This is a genomic window from Ensifer sp. GW101-20A05, assembly GCF_059424735.1.
In genome coordinates, this window is sequence record NZ_JBWKZT010000001.1 from 163,161 (window position 1) to 178,609 (window position 15,449).

At 63.4% G+C, this 15,449-nt stretch carries 14 protein-coding genes; 8 read left to right on the forward strand and 6 right to left on the reverse strand.

Translation table 11 applies throughout. The features are described 5' to 3' along the window. Positions 1-171 precede the first annotated feature (171 nt). The 3 genes from aspT to AC070A_RS00860 all read left to right on the forward strand — a co-directional run bounded on the left by aspT (position 172) and on the right by AC070A_RS00860 (position 5,520). Entirely contained in the window at positions 172-1,860 is a 1,689-nt protein-coding gene (gene aspT / locus AC070A_RS00850) for an aspartate-alanine antiporter (RefSeq protein WP_309239021.1), read from the forward strand. A 59-nt stretch (positions 1,861-1,919) separates the two neighbouring features. Then, the gene (locus AC070A_RS00855) at positions 1,920-3,572 is read left to right on the forward strand and encodes a bifunctional aspartate transaminase/aspartate 4-decarboxylase (protein ID WP_057254032.1); all 1,653 of its coding nucleotides are present in this window, start codon (positions 1,920-1,922) and stop codon (positions 3,570-3,572) included. Between the two features lie 268 nt (positions 3,573-3,840). After that, complete coding sequence (locus tag AC070A_RS00860; protein ID WP_218372984.1) at positions 3,841-5,520, forward strand: aspartate:alanine exchanger family transporter; 1,680 nt, start codon at positions 3,841-3,843, stop codon at positions 5,518-5,520. Positions 5,521-5,601: 81 nt separating this feature from the next. Here AC070A_RS00860 and AC070A_RS00865 read toward each other — a convergent pair whose 3' ends face one another. Next, complete coding sequence (locus AC070A_RS00865; RefSeq protein WP_218372985.1) at positions 5,602-7,377, reverse strand: SLC13 family permease; 1,776 nt, start codon at positions 7,375-7,377, stop codon at positions 5,602-5,604. 483 nt (positions 7,378-7,860) lie between these two features. Here AC070A_RS00865 and AC070A_RS00870 point away from each other — a divergent pair, with 483 nt between their 5' ends. After that, positions 7,861-8,157: a hypothetical protein gene (locus AC070A_RS00870; protein ID WP_057254026.1), complete on the forward strand. Its 297-nt coding sequence runs from the start codon at positions 7,861-7,863 to the stop codon at positions 8,155-8,157. Positions 8,158-8,174: 17 nt separating this feature from the next. Here AC070A_RS00870 and AC070A_RS00875 read toward each other — a convergent pair whose 3' ends face one another. Next, positions 8,175-9,083: a LysR substrate-binding domain-containing protein gene (locus tag AC070A_RS00875; protein ID WP_065377312.1), complete on the reverse strand. Its 909-nt coding sequence runs from the start codon at positions 9,081-9,083 to the stop codon at positions 8,175-8,177. Between the two features lie 143 nt (positions 9,084-9,226). On the opposite strand from AC070A_RS00875, the gene AC070A_RS00880 reads away from it, so the two are divergent. Genes AC070A_RS00880 through AC070A_RS00890 form a run of 3 tightly spaced genes read left to right on the forward strand, consistent with a single transcriptional unit; the run spans position 9,227 to position 11,167 of the window. Continuing rightward, positions 9,227-9,619 (forward strand): RidA family protein, encoded by a 393-nt coding sequence (locus tag AC070A_RS00880; RefSeq protein WP_113737993.1) that lies wholly within the window; start codon positions 9,227-9,229, stop codon positions 9,617-9,619. Between the two features lie 41 nt (positions 9,620-9,660). Continuing rightward, positions 9,661-10,053, forward strand: a complete 393-nt coding sequence (locus AC070A_RS00885) for a RidA family protein (RefSeq protein ID WP_113737992.1) — start codon at positions 9,661-9,663, stop codon at positions 10,051-10,053. A gap of 1 nt (position 10,054) precedes the next feature. Next, positions 10,055-11,167, forward strand: coding sequence for an NADH:flavin oxidoreductase (locus AC070A_RS00890; protein WP_113737991.1), 1,113 nt, complete (start codon positions 10,055-10,057; stop codon positions 11,165-11,167). 75 nt (positions 11,168-11,242) lie between these two features. Here AC070A_RS00890 and AC070A_RS00895 read toward each other — a convergent pair whose 3' ends face one another. Together AC070A_RS00895 and AC070A_RS00900 are read right to left on the reverse strand one after the other, a co-directional pair. Further along, positions 11,243-12,208, reverse strand: a complete 966-nt coding sequence (locus AC070A_RS00895) for an MBL fold metallo-hydrolase (RefSeq protein WP_192494764.1) — start codon at positions 12,206-12,208, stop codon at positions 11,243-11,245. A 73-nt stretch (positions 12,209-12,281) separates the two neighbouring features. Continuing rightward, entirely contained in the window at positions 12,282-13,298 is a 1,017-nt protein-coding gene (locus AC070A_RS00900; RefSeq protein ID WP_192494765.1) for an alpha/beta fold hydrolase, read from the reverse strand. Positions 13,299-13,416: 118 nt separating this feature from the next. Between AC070A_RS00900 and AC070A_RS00905 the strand changes: the two genes are divergently transcribed. Then, positions 13,417-14,448, forward strand: coding sequence for a GlxA family transcriptional regulator (locus AC070A_RS00905; protein WP_309239022.1), 1,032 nt, complete (start codon positions 13,417-13,419; stop codon positions 14,446-14,448). A 357-nt stretch (positions 14,449-14,805) separates the two neighbouring features. On the opposite strand, the gene AC070A_RS00910 is transcribed toward AC070A_RS00905, so the two are convergent. After that, complete coding sequence (locus AC070A_RS00910; protein WP_309140267.1) at positions 14,806-15,195, reverse strand: DUF1515 family protein; 390 nt, start codon at positions 15,193-15,195, stop codon at positions 14,806-14,808. After that, positions 15,167-15,424 (reverse strand): hypothetical protein, encoded by a 258-nt coding sequence (locus AC070A_RS00915; protein WP_113736983.1) that lies wholly within the window; start codon positions 15,422-15,424, stop codon positions 15,167-15,169. The genes AC070A_RS00910 and AC070A_RS00915 overlap by 29 nt, the downstream gene beginning before the upstream one ends. Positions 15,425-15,449 lie beyond the last annotated feature (25 nt).

Genomic DNA, 15,449 nt, shown 5'->3' on the forward strand with positions numbered 1-15,449 from the left:
ATTTAACGTACGTTACGCTCACGTAACCCCAAGGCCGTTGAGAAAATCAGCAGCCGAAGCGACAATTGCCAAAGCTAGGATTGGGCATCGACAAGCCACCGATAAAATCAACTTAGCCGCGCAAGTCCCGAAATGAAGTGATGGCAACGCAACTTTCTACAGGGGATGGCAGTGAATCCAATTGACTTCTTCGTCGAGACGCTTCGGACCTATCCGCCGGTCGCCGTCTTCCTCGCCCTCGGCATCGGTTTCCTGATCGGGCCCATCAAGGTCGCGGGGTTCAATCTCGGAAACGTCACCGCTACGCTTCTGGCGGGTGTTCTCATCGGGCAGCTGGGCATCCAGGTTTCCGGTGATCTGAAGTCCACCTTGTTCCTGATCTTCCTGTTCGCCGTCGGCTACGGTGTCGGCCCGCAATTCGTGCGCGGCTTGAGCACCGATGGGCCGAAACAGATTGCCTTTGCGCTGTCTGTCCTGGTGCTGTGCCTCATCGTTCCCTATCTCTGCGCGCTGATCGCCGGGCTTCCGCTTGGCTACGGCGCCGGCATGTATGCCGGGTCGCAGACGATCTCGGCTGCGATCGGCGTTGCCACGGACCAGATCAATTCGCTCGGGCTGACGCCGGAGCAGGCCAAGACCTTTGCCGACCAGATTCCGATTGCCTATGCGGTCACCTACATCTGGGGCACGATCGGCTCTGCCATCATCCTCGCCCAGCTTGGCCCAAAACTTCTCGGCATCGATCTTCCGGCGGCCTGCAAGGAGTATGAGACCAAGCTCGGCGGCGGCACCGAGAGCAGCGAACCCGGCATCACCCGCGCCTATCATGATTTCGGCCTTCGGGCCTATCGGATCGACGAAGCAAGCGGGCTAACCGGAACGCCGGTCAAGAACCTGCTTCCCGGCATTCGCGTCTTCGTCGAGCGCCTGCGAAGAGGCGATCAGATCATCGAAGCGGATGGCAACACCGTGCTGCAGCCGGGCGACGTCGTCGCCTTCTCGGGCAGGCGCGCCCTGCTCGTCGAAAACCTGGACAGCAAGCTGACGGAGGTCGAGGACAAGGAGCTTCTGAACGCGGAGGCCGAGATCGTCGACGTCTACGTGACCAGCAAGGCGCTGGCCGGAAAGACACTCGCCGAAGTCAGCACGATGGATTGGGCGCGCGGCGTCTATGCCCGCAAGATCGTGCGCTCGCTGGTCGAGATCCCGGTCCTTCCCGGCACGACCGTCGAGCGTGGCGACATCGTCACCATCGGCGGCGCCAGGAGGCACGTCGAAGCGGCGATCAAGGCTCTCGGCTTTGCCGATCGCCCGGTCGAAACCACCGACATCGCCTTCCTCGGCTGGGGTCTGTTCATCGGCGCGATGATCGGGGCGCTGACGATAACGATCGGCGGTATTCCGATCGGGCTATCCACGTCAGGCGGCGCCCTGCTTGCCGGTCTCGTGCTCGGCTGGCTGCGCACCACCTACCCCGCCTTCGGCCGCATCCCGTCGCCGGCGCTGTGGCTGTTGAACACGCTCGGCCTCAACATCTTCATCGCCGTGGTCGGTATCGGCGCCGGACCGGGCTTCGTCGCAGGCCTCCAGGAGGTTGGCATTTCGCTGTTCATCTGGGGAGTCGTTGCAACCTCCATCCCGATGATCGCCTCGGTGCTGATCGGCCACTATGTCTTCAAGTTCCACCCGGCGATCCTGTTTGGCGCCTGCGCCGGCGTCAGGACCACGACCGCAGCGCTCGGCATGATCCAGGAGGCGGCCAAGAGCAAGGTGCCGGCGCTTGGCTACGGCATGCCCTACGCCATCGGCAACACGCTGCTCACCATCTTCGGCCTCGTCATCGTCATCATGCTCGCCTGAGGCGCGCCGGCGAACCGAGACCATTGTTCCAATTTCATAGATCACAGGGAGTGTGGATCATGTTGGACAGAAAATTCTACGACAGCATTTCCGATCTCAGCCCGTTCGAAATCAAGGACGAACTGATCAAGCTCGCCAAGACGAGCTCGCAGAAATCCGCCAAGGCCTTCCTCAATGCCGGCCGCGGCAACCCGAACTGGACGGCAACGCGCGCCCGCGAAGCCTTCTTCCTGCTCGGCCAGTTCGCCCTGACGGAGGCTAAACGCGCCTACTACGATCCGAAGGCGGGCGTCGCCGGCATGCCGCCCCAGGACGGCGCGCATGCGCGGTTCCAGAAGTGGATCAAGAAACAGCTTCAAAGCACGGAAACCGTGGACGAGGAAGACGAAGGCGTCCCGGCCGCCAAAACCCTCGGTGACGCCGTCGCCTATGCCATCAACACCTTCGGCTTCGACCCGGATGGATTCGTGCATGAGCTGACCGACTCGATCATCGGCGACAACTATCCGGTCCCCGATCGGGCGCTGCATCACAACGAGATCATCACCCACGAATATCTGATGTGGGCGATGTGCGCCGGCCACCGGCCAAGCGTGAAATTCGACCTCTACCCGGTCGAAGGCGGCACCGCCGCCATGTGCTACATCTTCAAGGCCTTGAAGAACGCCCGCATCCTCAACGCCGGCGACACGATCGCGCTCGGAACGCCGATCTTCACTCCCTATCTCGAGATGCCGCAGCTCGAGGACTACACGCTGAAGACCATCAATGTCAGCGCCGAGCAGGAAGATCGCTTCCAGTTCACCGACGATGACATCAAGGCGCTGGAAAACCCCGAGGTGAAGGCGCTGTTCCTGGTCAACCCCGGTAACCCGTCGGCCGTCGCGATGGATCCGGATTCGATCAAGCGCCTTGTCGATCTCGTAAACAACAAGCGTCCCGATCTGATCATCCTTACCGATGACGTCTACGGCACCTTCGTCCCGGGGTTCCAGTCATTGCTCGGCCATCTGCCGCGCAACACCATCGGCGTCTATTCCTATTCGAAGTACTTCGGCTGCACCGGCTGGCGCCTCGGCGTGGTGGCCGTTGCCCAGGACAATATCTTCGACGAGAGGATCAAGGCGCATCCCGAGCCGATCCAAAAGCTTCTGGAAAAGCGCTACAAGGCGATGACGCCGAAGCCGCGCGAGGTGAAGTTCATCGACCGCATCGTCGCCGACAGCCGCGACGTGGCGCTGAACCACACCGCCGGCCTGTCGCTTCCCCAGCAGGTGATGATGTCGCTCTTCAGCCTGGTCGAGCTGATGGATGTCGAGAAGGCCTACCAGAAGGCCTGCATCGCCATCTGCACGAAGCGGTTCTGGAACCTCGTAAACGGCATGGGCGTCGAGTCCAACCCGGGCATCTATTTCGACCACTATTACGGCATCATCGATTTCGAGTTCTGGCTGCGCAAATATGTCGGGCAGGATGTTGTCGAATGGGTGAAGGACAACATCCATCCGCTCGACATTCCCTTCCGACTGGCCGAGGACCACGGCATCGTTCTCTTGAACGGCTCCGGCTTCGACGCGCCAAACTGGTCGGCGCGCGTTTCCTTCGCCAACCTCAATGACGACGCCTATTCGCAGATCGGCCGTGCCGTGCGCTCCGTGGCGCGTGGCTACGTGCAGACCTACCAGGCGGCCAAGGGCCTGAAGATCAGCTAGCCGAGCAAAGCGGCCGGCAAACCCGTCGGCCGCCTCCCCCTGCAGCGCCGCGCGTCCAATTAGACGCGCAACGGTCGCTGTAGCATTTTCGAATGCTGCATGTTTTGTCCTTCAAGCGGCGACGATTGAAGGACACATGCAGAAGGGCGTGAGCAGACGCCCTGATACCCAGCCACCCCGGATTTTCCGGCAGGGTCCTGCCGGCAAGTGAGCAGCGCATCATCAGGCTGAAGGCGCCCCTTCGGCATGGAGTTGGGAGTAAAGCGGCGTGATCGATCACCTGTTCGGCATCCTCAGAGCGCATCCGGAGCTCGCCCTCTTCCTCGCGCTCGGCATCGGCTACGCCGTCGGCAAGATCACCATCTTCGGCGTGACCATCGGCGCCGTTACCGGCTGCCTGCTGGCGGGCGTGCTGATCGGACAGACGGGCGCCGTGTTGTCGAACGACGTGAAGCAGGCGTTCTTCCTGCTGTTCCTCTTCGCCATCGGCTACCGCACCGGCCCGCAATTCTTCCAGAGCCTCAATGCCGATGCCCTGCCCCAGATCGCCGTCACGGTGACGCTCTGCGTCGCGGCGCTCGCGGCGGCGATCCTTCTTTCGATCCTGTTCGGTTTCGATCTCGGCACGGCCGCAGGCGTCCTTGCGGGCGGGGCAACGGAATCGGCGACCGTCGGCGTCGCCATCGACACCTTCCGCAAGACGGCGCCAACACCCGAAGCCGTCACCCAATTCGAATCCGCCGTGGCCACCGGCTTTGCGGTCGCCTATCTCGTCGGCGTCGTCACCGCGATCCTCGTCCAGTCGCAGCTCGCACCGCGCATGTTCGGCCGCAGCCTGAAGGAAGCCTGCGCCGAGCTCGAAGCCGAACTCAACATCGCCCCGGAGAACAGCGGCGATACCGCCCGCCGCGAGATCGAAGCGCGCGCCTTTGAGATCGCCGATAATCTGGTCGGCCTGACCGTGGCGGAAGCGGAGGCGCGAGTCCCTGAGCATCAGAAGGCCTATGTCGAGCAGATTCGCAGGGGCAATGAGATCATCTCCCCCGCCCCGCAAGAGCGACTGCAGGCCGGGGACATCATTGCGGTCGCCGGGCTTCGCGGTTTCCTGGTGGAATATGCCAGCCGGATCGGCACCGAGACCGATGACCGCGAGCTTCTCGACATTCCGGTCGAAATTCTCGACGTGGTGGTGACCAACAAGGACGTCGCCGGCAAACGCCTTTGGCAGCTCAAGCAGCAGCCCGAGGCGCGCTCGGTCTTCCTGCGCGGCATCCTGCGTGCCGGCCAGCCGATCCCGATTTTCCCCGGGCTGACAATCCGCCGGGGTGACGTGATGTCGATCGCCGGTGCCAGGCGCCATGTGGAGGATGTCGCTGCCCGGCTCGGCTATGCGGATCGCAAGACGACGGCGACCGACATGGTCTATGTCGGCGTCTTCATCTTCCTCGGCGGCCTCATCGGCATACCCGCGCTGAAACTCGGAGCGCTCGAAATCGGCCTCGGCGTTGCGGTCGGCGTGCTGATCGCCGGTCTCGTCGCCGGCTGGCTGCGCTCGGTCAGGCGCACGTTCGGCTTCGTGCCGGAGGCAACCCTCTGGTTCTTCGACAGCGTCGGGCTCTGCGCCTTCATCGCCTGCGTCGGCATCTCGGCCGGCCCGAGCTTCGTCACGGGCCTCGTTCAGTCCGGTCCGGCGCTCGTGATCGCCAGTCTGCTGATCTGCCTGATTTCGCACCTCGCAGCACTTGCGCTTGGCCGTTGGGTCTTCCGCATGAACGAAGGCGTGCTCGCCGGCACCTGCTGCGGCGCCGGAACCTCGGCGCCGGCGCTCGCCGCGGTGCAGGAGGCTGCCGGCAGCCAGGTGCCAACCCTCGGCTACGGCCTTGGCTATGCGATCGGCAACGTGCTCCTGGCGCTCTGGGGGGCTGTGCTTGTCACGGTTCTTGGGTAGCGTCTAAACCGCCGACGTCAGCATGCCGTGCCGGCCGATTGCTGCGTCATGCACGGAGCGGCCTGACGTCAGGTCAGGAAACTACCGCAGAGGCCAGACCACCATCAGCGTCGGTATGCTGACGATAACGATCACGAGCGAGAGCGGCAGGCCGAGGCGCGGATAGTCGCTGAACCGGTAGCCGCCCGGCCCCATGACCAGTGTGTTGCACTGGTGGCCGATCGGCGTCAGGAAATCGCAGCCGGCGCCGATGGCGGTCGCCATCAGGAAGGCTTCCGGCCGATAGCCGAGCGCGTCGGCGAAGCTCGCGGCGATCGGCGCCATGACCAGCACGGTCGCGGCGTTGTTGAGGAACGGTGTGACCGCCATTGCCGCAAGCAGGATGATGGTCAACGCGCCTGCCGGCGGCAAGCCGGCGGCAACCGTACCGAGCCACCCGGCAATGACTTCCGTCCCCCCGGTCGTGCGCAGGGAATCGCTGACCGGGATCAGCGCCGCCAGCATCACGAGGATCGGCCCGTCGACGGAACGGTAGACGTCGCGCAACGGAATGATGCGGAAGATGACCATGGCAAGGGCCGCTGCGAAAAAGGCGATCGGCACCGGCACGAGGCCGACTGCCGTCGAGCCCATGGCGGCGGCCAGGACCAGAAGCGGCAACGGCGCTTTGCGCGTGGTGCCGAGCAGGATCTCGCGCTGCGCGAGCGGCAGGCAGCCGAAGTCCTGCAGAAAAGACGTCAATTCGCGCCGCGCGCCTTGCAACACAATGACGTCGCCGGCGCGCAGACGAATGCTGCCGAGCCGCTGCTTCAGCCTTTCGCCCTGGCGGCTGACGGCGAGCAGGTTGATGTTGTGGGTGTTGAACAGCGCCAGGCGCTGCGCCGACATGCCTTCGATCGGCGAGCCGCTGCCGACGACCGCTTCCACCGCCTCGATCTCGGACCCTGCCTTCTCGCGGCTACCCGGCGAGCGGTCTCCGGCGATCTTCAGCTTGGCCTGCGAGACAATACGATCGAGCGCCCCCGGCCCGCCTTCAAGCAGCAGGATGTCGTCGGCTTCAAGCGTGATGTCGGGCAGCGGCGCCAGATGCAGGCCGCGGCGAAAAATGGCGATGACGACGGCACCGCCATCGCCGAGCTTGACCAGAGCGCTGAGTGACTTGCCGATCGCGGGAGATCCGGCAGCAACGACGGCCTCCGACGTATAGTCGGTAATCTCGATCGCCGAATGAACCGAAACTTGGCTGCTGGTCCGTTGCGGCACGAGCTTGTAGGCAAAGAGCAGGAAGATGCAGCCGACCAGCGCCAAGGTCGCGCCGACGGGCGTGAAGTCGAACATCGTAAAACTCTCGCCGGTCAGTTCCTGACGCACGCGCGACACGACGATATTCGGCGAGGTGCCGACCTGCGTCATCAGCCCGCCAATCAGCGAACCGAAGGCCATCGGCATCAGGAAGACCGAAGGCTGGACATTCGACCGCCGGGCGAACTGGAAGGCGACCGGCAGCATGATCGCCAGCGCCCCGATATTCTTGATGAAGGCGGAAAGCACCGTCACCGTGATGACCAGCAGCGCAAGCTGGGCCCGGACCGACGAGATATTGGGCAGGAAGTGCTGGATCGCCGCATCCACCACGCCTGAGCGCGCCACGCCGGCGCTGACGATCAAGGCACTGCCGACGATGATGACGATGTCGTCGCTGAAACCGTCGAAGGCATGATCGTAAGGCACGATGCCGACGGCCACCGCCAGCATCAGCGCAGAACAGGCGATCACGTCGTATCGAAACCGCCCCCAGATGAAGAAGACCATCATGGCGCCGATGACGATAAACGCGAGAGACTGTTCGGCGGTCATGCAATACCCGGGTTCGGCGAAAGGACTGGGCGGGACGGAACGTGCAGTTGGCGCAAGGCCGAAACGCGCGATCCGCCGGAACGTTCACGAGAGAAGTAACGCATCTTTCTCCGCACCGGAATCCGGCTCAGCGACAAATCTGGGTACGAAGGCGAAATTCTCCAGCGACCGCAAGGCATTCACGCGACGTTGCCGACTTGGAAAACACCGTTGCCGCCCTACACTTTAGCAAAGGGTGTTGGAGCGCCTTGGCCGCCGCTTTTGCCGCCGGTGCCGGCGGACCATCTGCTTCCTCCACCGCGTCGCCCCAGGCTTGCTCGAAGCAGGCGCTAGGCTTGCCTAGATAATTGCGAGCCCTTGGATTTGCATCAGGAAATTGTACAATAGATCAAAGTGTTGCAGCGCGTTCCGTAGTCCATTTGAAGGCGAGGAACCTGACTGCGCCTCCCCTACCAAGCGCACCCGTAACCGAGGATCGCCGACATGAAAAACGCCCTTGCCGCCCTCTCCGTCGTTCTGCTTCTGAGCGGCTGTACCGCAAGCGGCGGCTCCAGCTATTACGGCTATTCGTCGAACCTCGAGCCGATCCCCGGCAGCATCACCTATGGCGGCCAGCCGCGCACCAAGCTCACAAAGTCGCCTGTCGGCAGCATCGTGCCGCACCAGTTCATCGACCAGTACGGCCGCAAGGTCTACGAAACCTATATCATCGAGCCGGACCGGTCGTTGCGCCTCACCAGCCGGCGCTGGCAGCCGGATGATATTTTCGATTTTGACTGACGCATTTCGTGGGGCGACTATGGGAGGGAGCGGCAGTCGCCGCTGCCGAATTGCGCGATCACCCAATCGCGCAACAACTGCGTCGCCGGTCGATCTGCCATCCGTGGGCTATAGACGAGATCGTAGCGGTCGCTTTCGAGCGTCACAGGAAAAGGCTGGACGAGAATGCCCGAGGCGAGTTCCTCGGCGACCAGCGTCAGGCTCAAAAGGCCGATGCCCTGCCCGGCTACGGCGGCCTGAACGGCATGGATTTCATCGGTAAACGAAAGACCCGCGTTCGCATCGACATCTGCGATGCCAGCCCGCTCCAGCCATTGCCGCCAGACCGGCGCACGCGGCTCGTCTCGCCGAGCCGCACCCCAATCGAAATGAATGAGCGTTGAGCGTTTGAGATCCGCAGCACTTGCCGGCACCAGTCGCGGCGCGCAGACCGGGGCGAAACGATCGGCAAAGAGCGGCTCGGTTATGAGACCCGGGTAGTGTCCGCCACCGAGACGGATTGCGGCGTCCGCGTCCGCCTCCAGGTCGATCGTCCGGTTGGAAGCGTCGAGCCTCAGCGTCCAGTCCGGATAGGCTTCGCGAAACGAGCCGGCGAGCGGCGCCAGACGCTTGGCGACGAAGGCGACCGTCGAGGTCAGCCGCGCGACCTTGCTCCCCTGCTGGCGGCGCACGTCGGCAATCGCCTGCTCGAAGCGATCGAGACCATCGCGCAGCACCGGAAACAGCGCCTTGCCGGCAGCCGTCAGATGCACCTGTCGCGTCTCGCGCTCGAAGAGCTTGACCTCCAGCATCTCCTCCAGCTGCCGGATCTGGTGGCTGACGGCGGTCGCCGAAACGTTCAGCTCTTCCGCCGCATGCTTGAAGCTCAGTCGGCGGGCGGCCGCTTCGAAGACCCGCAAGGCGCCGAGCGGCGGCAGCTTCCTCATCGCATCCTCATGGAAGAATTCATCTCATCTATCAGCTGAGAAATCACTCTTTGTCAGCCTGCTATCTCCTCAGCATATTGAGTTCAACAGCCAAGGCAACAGCGCCAAGCTGAGAAAATCTCAAGTATGCAAGGATAATCTCAATGTCTCTCGAACAGGTCATCACCAAGCCCGATCCCTACGCGCCCTTCCTGCTTTCGCAAGCGATCAAGGCCAACGGCTTCGTTTTCGTCTCAGGGCAGGCGGCGATCGGCGATGACGGCGAGCTCGTCGGCGAAGGCGATTTCGACCGCCAGGCCGAACAGGCCTTCCGCAACCTCGACCGGGCCTTGAAGGCCGCCGGTTCCGGCCTCGACAAGATCGTCAAGGTTACGATCTTCCTGCGCTCCATGGAGAATTTCGCAAAGATCATCGAACTCCGCCGGAAGTGGTTTTCGGCACCCTACCCCGCCGACAGCATCGTCGAGGTCTCCTCGCTCTATTCGCCAGACGCGCTGATCGAGATCGAAGCGATCGCGCTCGATGCAGGCCGTTGAGATGAGCGCCGGAAATCGTTCCGTTATCGAAAGGACATTCCATGCATCTTGAACAGGTCGTCACCGCGCCGGATCCCTACGCGCCGTTCCTGCTCTCCCAGGCAATCAGGGCCAACGGCTTCGTCTTCGTCTCTGGCCAGGCGGCAATCGGTGACGACGGCGAAATCGTCGGCATTGGCGATTTCGACCACCAGGCCAACCAGGCTTTTCACAATCTCTACCGCGCCTTGAAGGCCGCCGGCTCCGGGCTCGACAAGGTCGCCAAGACCACGATCTTCCTGCGCTCCACCAAGGACGCGGGAAAGATGGTCGACCTTCGCCGCAAGTGGCTTTCGGCACCCTACCCGGCCGAAAGCATGATCGAGGTTTCTTCTCTCTATTTACCCGATGCACTGATCGAGATCGAAGCGATCGCGCTTGACGGAGACCGCTGACATGAACGCGCCACAGATCCTCCCATCTCCCATTTTCACTGGCGTCACCTTCAAGGGGCTCGATTTCAGCAACCGCCTGTCGGTCGCGCCGATGACCCGCATCAGCGCTTCGGCTGCAGGCGTTCCAGGCGAACGCATGCGCCGCTACTACGAACGCTTCGCCCGAGGCGGCTTCAGCCTGATCACGACCGAAGGCATCTACACCGACAAGGCTTATTCCCAGACCTACAGGGACCAGCCCGGCCTGACCGACAGGGAACAGGCGGCTGCCTGGCGCCGCGTCGTCGATGCAGTCCACGCCGCCGGTGGCCGCATCTTCGCGCAGCTCATGCATGGCGGCGCATTGGCACAGGGCAACCCCTACCGCCCGGATACGGTAGGCCCCTCGGCCATACGTCCGAAGGGCACCCAGATGACCGGCTACCATGGCGACGGCCCCTATCCTTTGCCGCGCGAGATCAGCGAGGTCGAGATTGCCGAAGCGATCGAGGGCTTCGCCAATGCCGCTCGCTTGGCCATCGAGGTCGCCGGCTTCGACGGCATCGAGATCCACGGCGCCAACGGCTACCTGCTCGATCAGTTCTTCACCGATTTCTCGAACCGGCGGACAGACCGCTGGGGCGGCGATATCGTGCAGCGGCTCGGTCTGTCGCTCGAGGTGCTGAAGGCTGTGCGCGCGGCGATAGGCCCCAACGTCCCGCTCGGACTGCGCCTCTCCCAGGGCAAGGTCAACGACTTCAGGCACAAATGGGCCGAACGCGAACCGGGTGCAGCGCGCGTGTTCAAGACGCTGGCCGAAAGTCCGGCCGATTTCGTTCACGTGACCGAGTTCGAAGCCTGGAAGCCGGCCTTCGACGGCGGCGACGCCTCACTCGTGGCGCTTGCCCATCGCCACGCGCCGCGCCTGTTCCTCATCGCCAATGGCAGTCTGCACGATCTCGCACGCGCAGAGGAGGTGATGGAAGCCGGGGCCGACATGATCGCGCTTGGCCGCGGCGCGCTCGTCAATCCCGACTGGCCGCGGCTGACCGCCAAACGCAACGATCTGCGTCCGTTCGACCTGCCGTTCCTCGCGCCGATCAGCGACATCAAGGACAGCGAGCTCGCACTCTGAGAATGGATCGACGGGCGCTTGAGAAGGCGCCCGTCGGCAACGTCGCTCGCGTTCGTTGAGGACTACTCGTCGCGGTTACAACGCCGCGACGAAACGATAGGCTGAGCCGTTCCGCTCGGCGCGCCCGATCCCCGGATGGGCCCAGTGATAGCCAAGCAACGCTAGCCGCTCCGATGCCGCCCTGTCGATCAGGGCCTTGCGGTTCTTCAAGGCCAGTTCGGCATCCATGTCGAAGCCGAAATGCCAGTCGGGATGTTCGAAAAAGACGACATTGCTGGTCACCGCATCGCCCGTGATCACCAGGCCGTCATGTCCCGCCCCGTCGCCACCGGCAAGCTGAAGCGAGATGTGGCCGGGCGTATGGCCGCGCGTATCGAACACCTGCATGCCGCTGACGATCTCGTCGCCGGGCTTGACCAGGGTCAGGCGGTCCTGAACGGCAAAGAGGTCGCGCTGCGCGCCCTTGGCAAAGCCATGCAACGCCTGCGGCATCACCTTTTCGAAGTTCGGATCGGTCCAGAACTGCCACTCGGCCTCCGAAACGAAATACTGCGCGTTCGGAAAGGTCAGTTTGCCGTCGACGCCAAGGGTGCCTCCGGCATGATCGGGATGGGCGTGGGTCAGTACCACCTTCGTCACCAGGCCCGGATCGATGCCAGCGGCCAACAGATTGGCGCGGAGCTTGCCGGCGCTCTCCTGGAAGTGATTGCCGGAGCCGTCGTCGACCACGATCAGATCACCGCCGGTGCGGATGACGGGGATATTGGTATGAAACGGCGCGCGTTCGGGCGTGCCGCCGAGGCGGCGCATGATGTCCGGCCGCTCTTCAGGCGTCGCATCCGGCAGCACGATGCTCACCGGCAGCATGATGAAGCCGTCGCTGACGACGGAAATATCGAAGCTGCCGTGCCGAAGGCGATGGATGTCAGCGGCGTAGGCACCTTTCGGCAGGAGGACGGAAGCAGCAATCGCGCTGGAACCGGCAAGGAATTCACGACGATCGAGACCGGATGCGTCGGTGGAAATGCGGGAAGAGGTCATGGCTTTAGTCCTTGGCTGAAACGTCTGAGGAAAGGTGCCGGTGCGCCCCTTGGGCGCCACCGGCGAGCAAGCATCAGGCCTTGGCAAAGGCGAGCAGGTCGGCGCTGAGCTGGTCCTTGTGTGTGTCGGTGATGCCATGCGGGGCACCGGCATAGACCTTCAGTTCCGCATGTGGGACGAGCTTCTTCGAAGCCCGCGCGGCCGCGTCGATCGGCACGATCTGGTCGTCATCGCCATGGATGATCAGGGTCGGCACATCGAACTTCTTCAGGTCCTCGGTGAAATCGGTCTGCGAGAAGGCAACGATCGAGTCATAGGTGTTCTTGTGACCGCCCATCATGCCCTGCAGCCAGAAACTGTCGATCATGCCCTGAGAGGCAACCGCACCCGGGCGGTTGAAGCCGAAGAACGGACCCGAGGCGATATCGCGGTAGAGCTTCGAGCGATCCTTGAGGCTTGCCGCCTGCAGCCCGTCGAACACCTCCTTCGGCAGGCCGCCGGGGTTCTTGTCGGTCTTGACCATCAGCGGCGGCACCGCCGAGATCAACCCGGCCTTGGCGACGCGGCTGGTGCCGTGGCGGCCGATGTAACGGCTGATCTCGCCGCCGCCGGTGGAAAAGCCCGCAAGGAAGATGCCCTTCAGATCGAGCGCATTGATCAGATCGGCCAGATCGTCGGCATAATGATCCATGTCGTTGCCGTCCCAGGGCTGCGACGAGCGGCCATGGCCGCGGCGGTCATGGGTGATGACGCGGAAGCCATTGGCGGCGAGGTGGAAGGCCTGCGCTTCCCAGCTGTCCGACGACAGCGGCCAGCCGTGGCTGAGCACGACGACCGGGCCATCCTTTGGACCCCAGTCCTTGTAGTAGATCTCGACGCCATCGCGGGTGGTGATGCGGCTGCCCATGGTCTTTGCTCCCTCGGTGCCGGACGCGCCGGCGGTTGATGCGGTGGCGGATGCGGCCTTGGCCGGAATGTTCATTGCGTTGACCGCGGCGGCGGTGGCGGCGGCACCGAAGGCTGCCGAAAGAACGTTGCGGCGCGAAAGGCCATTGGAAACGGTTGCGGAAACTGCTTTTGCCTGTGTCATTGTCCTCACCTCTTTGATCTCTGTTGCCCGGCTTCCATCCCGTGGAAGCGATGGTTGAATTGATAAATCGGGGGGCCTAACCTCTCGACCGGCAAAGCTGACAACGATGGGGGCAGAAGTGACAAAACGAGCGGAAAGCGAACCGGCGGAGATCGGCATCGTCGTCTACCCGCGCGCCCTGATGTCGGCGATCCACGGGCTGACCGACATGTTCCAGGTGGCGAGCATGCAATCGGTCGAACAGAGCGGGGTAGACGCTCCCCAGATCCGCATCAGCCATTGGAAGCTGCAGGAAGACGGCTCGGTGGCGAAATCACGCGACACCCACCAGGATCCCTCCTCGAGCCTGGTGGCGCTGATCCTGCCGCCGACGCTCGCCGATCTGCCGGTCGGGGAGCGCATCGGCACCCTGCCCGCCTTCGTGCGCGAGCAGCATCAACGCGGCACGACCATCTGTTCGGTCTGCGGCGGCGCCTATCTGCTCGCCGAATCGGGCCTCGCTGCTGGCCGTACCATCACCACGCACTGGTCGCACCAGGACCTGATCGCCAACCGCTACGGCAATATCCGCGTCGACACCGACAGGCTGCTGATCGACGAGGGCGACATCATCACCGCCGGCGGCATGATGGCCTGGATCGATCTCGGGCTGAAACTCGTCGACCGGTTCCTCGGAACCGACGTCATGCTGGCAACGGCGCGGTACATGATTATCGATCCCGGCGCGCGCGAGCAGAGCTACTACAGCGTCTTCGCGCCGAAGCTCGATCACGGCGACAACGTCATCCTCAAGATCCAGCACTGGCTGCATGGCACCAGCACCAAGGGCGTGACGCTGCAGATTATGGCGGAGCGCGCCGGGCTCGGCGACCGCACGTTCCTGCGTCGCTTCCAGAGGGCGACCGGCTTCAATCCGACGGAGTATTGCCAGCGGCTGCGGATCGCCAAGTCACGCGATCTGCTGGAGCGTTCGCATCTCTCGATCGAGCAGGTTGCCTGGCAGAGCGGCTATGACGACACCAACGCCTACCGCAAGATCTTCCGCAAGATCCTCGGTCTCTCGCCAAAGGAATATCGCCTCCGCTTCTCGGTATCGGATGGTGCCCGGCGAATGGCCGCAGGAGCGCCGAATGCGGTGCCGGCTTTGTGACCTAGGGCGCTCCATCGATTGAGCGCGCCAGCAAGCTGCATCCGCTCAAGACCCGACCAAAGTGACAGCCCACAGCGCATCTCCTGGTAGGTTCTCGCCACCTGGCGCTCCCCCGATAAAGGACAACAAGCCGATCATGGGCGCCGCGAAGGCCTAAGCTGGGTCGACGAGATTTGCCGGCCGAGTTCCGAGACAAGTCAGATCTGGATTGACCGCTCGTCCAAGGAAGATCGTTCCAAACCACTATATTCAATGCACGCCGCGCGCCCCAACGGGCGCGCGGCGGTTTTTGCGTTTTCTATCCCTTCGGGGTCACCAAGACGGCGTTGCCGTCGCCTCCGATCTCAGACGGCCCCGTCAGCCCTTGCCCATGATGACAAAGACGACGCGGCGGATCGCCTCGGCGAAGCTGACGCCCAGCGCCATCGCCGCGATGCCGGTGACGCCCAATGCGCCGATCCCCATCAGCTTCCAGCGCCTGACGTCGTCGGTCACCGGCTTCATCTCCGCGACGTCCGCACCGATCGCCGAGACAGACGCCTCGATCTCACCCACGCGATCGACCAGCTGCTCCATGCGTAGATGTACGCTGCCATGAATGGCGGCGTACTTGTCCTCGGCACGGCGGCTGCCCTCCTCGATCCGGCGGATGGATTCTTGCAAGCCGCGCATGCCCGCAACCAATTCGCCGAGCTGGCGGTGAACGGCAACATCGATTTCAACTGCCGACATCGGCGCGCCCACCATGCCTGGCGCATTCCGCCCGTGTCCAGATTTCCGCAGCACAGAGGCCAACGGCCGTGCGATCAATCCGGCGTTGATCGGCCGCAGTCGCGCCGCGCGCGCCGACGAGATCAGTTCCGACGACGCCCCGCAGACCCGGAACACTGGCCGGTTGCGAAGTTCCACAACCCGCCTGCATCAAGGCAGGAATCGTAATCAAAGCGCTTTTCGCGAGCGCGGCTCTGAGCGTCATTGTTCTGCCTTTCGATAGCATTGGC

Coding starts and splice junctions, on each gene's coding strand:
- AC070A_RS00910 (WP_309140267.1), bottom strand. CDS start 15,195: ATGGTGGGCGCGCCGATGTCGGCAGTTGAAATCGATGTTGCCGTTCAC.
- AC070A_RS00895 (WP_192494764.1), bottom strand. CDS start 12,208: ATGACCTCTTCCCGCATTTCCACCGACGCATCCGGTCTCGATCGTCGT.
- AC070A_RS00865 (WP_218372985.1), bottom strand. CDS start 7,377: ATGACCGCCGAACAGTCTCTCGCGTTTATCGTCATCGGCGCCATGATG.
- AC070A_RS00875 (WP_065377312.1), bottom strand. CDS start 9,083: ATGAGGAAGCTGCCGCCGCTCGGCGCCTTGCGGGTCTTCGAAGCGGCC.
- AC070A_RS00855 (WP_057254032.1), top strand. CDS start 1,920: ATGTTGGACAGAAAATTCTACGACAGCATTTCCGATCTCAGCCCGTTC.
- AC070A_RS00915 (WP_113736983.1), bottom strand. CDS start 15,424: ATGACGCTCAGAGCCGCGCTCGCGAAAAGCGCTTTGATTACGATTCCT.
- AC070A_RS00890 (WP_113737991.1), top strand. CDS start 10,055: ATGAACGCGCCACAGATCCTCCCATCTCCCATTTTCACTGGCGTCACC.
- AC070A_RS00885 (WP_113737992.1), top strand. CDS start 9,661: ATGCATCTTGAACAGGTCGTCACCGCGCCGGATCCCTACGCGCCGTTC.
- AC070A_RS00900 (WP_192494765.1), bottom strand. CDS start 13,298: ATGACACAGGCAAAAGCAGTTTCCGCAACCGTTTCCAATGGCCTTTCG.
- AC070A_RS00870 (WP_057254026.1), top strand. CDS start 7,861: ATGAAAAACGCCCTTGCCGCCCTCTCCGTCGTTCTGCTTCTGAGCGGC.
- AC070A_RS00880 (WP_113737993.1), top strand. CDS start 9,227: ATGTCTCTCGAACAGGTCATCACCAAGCCCGATCCCTACGCGCCCTTC.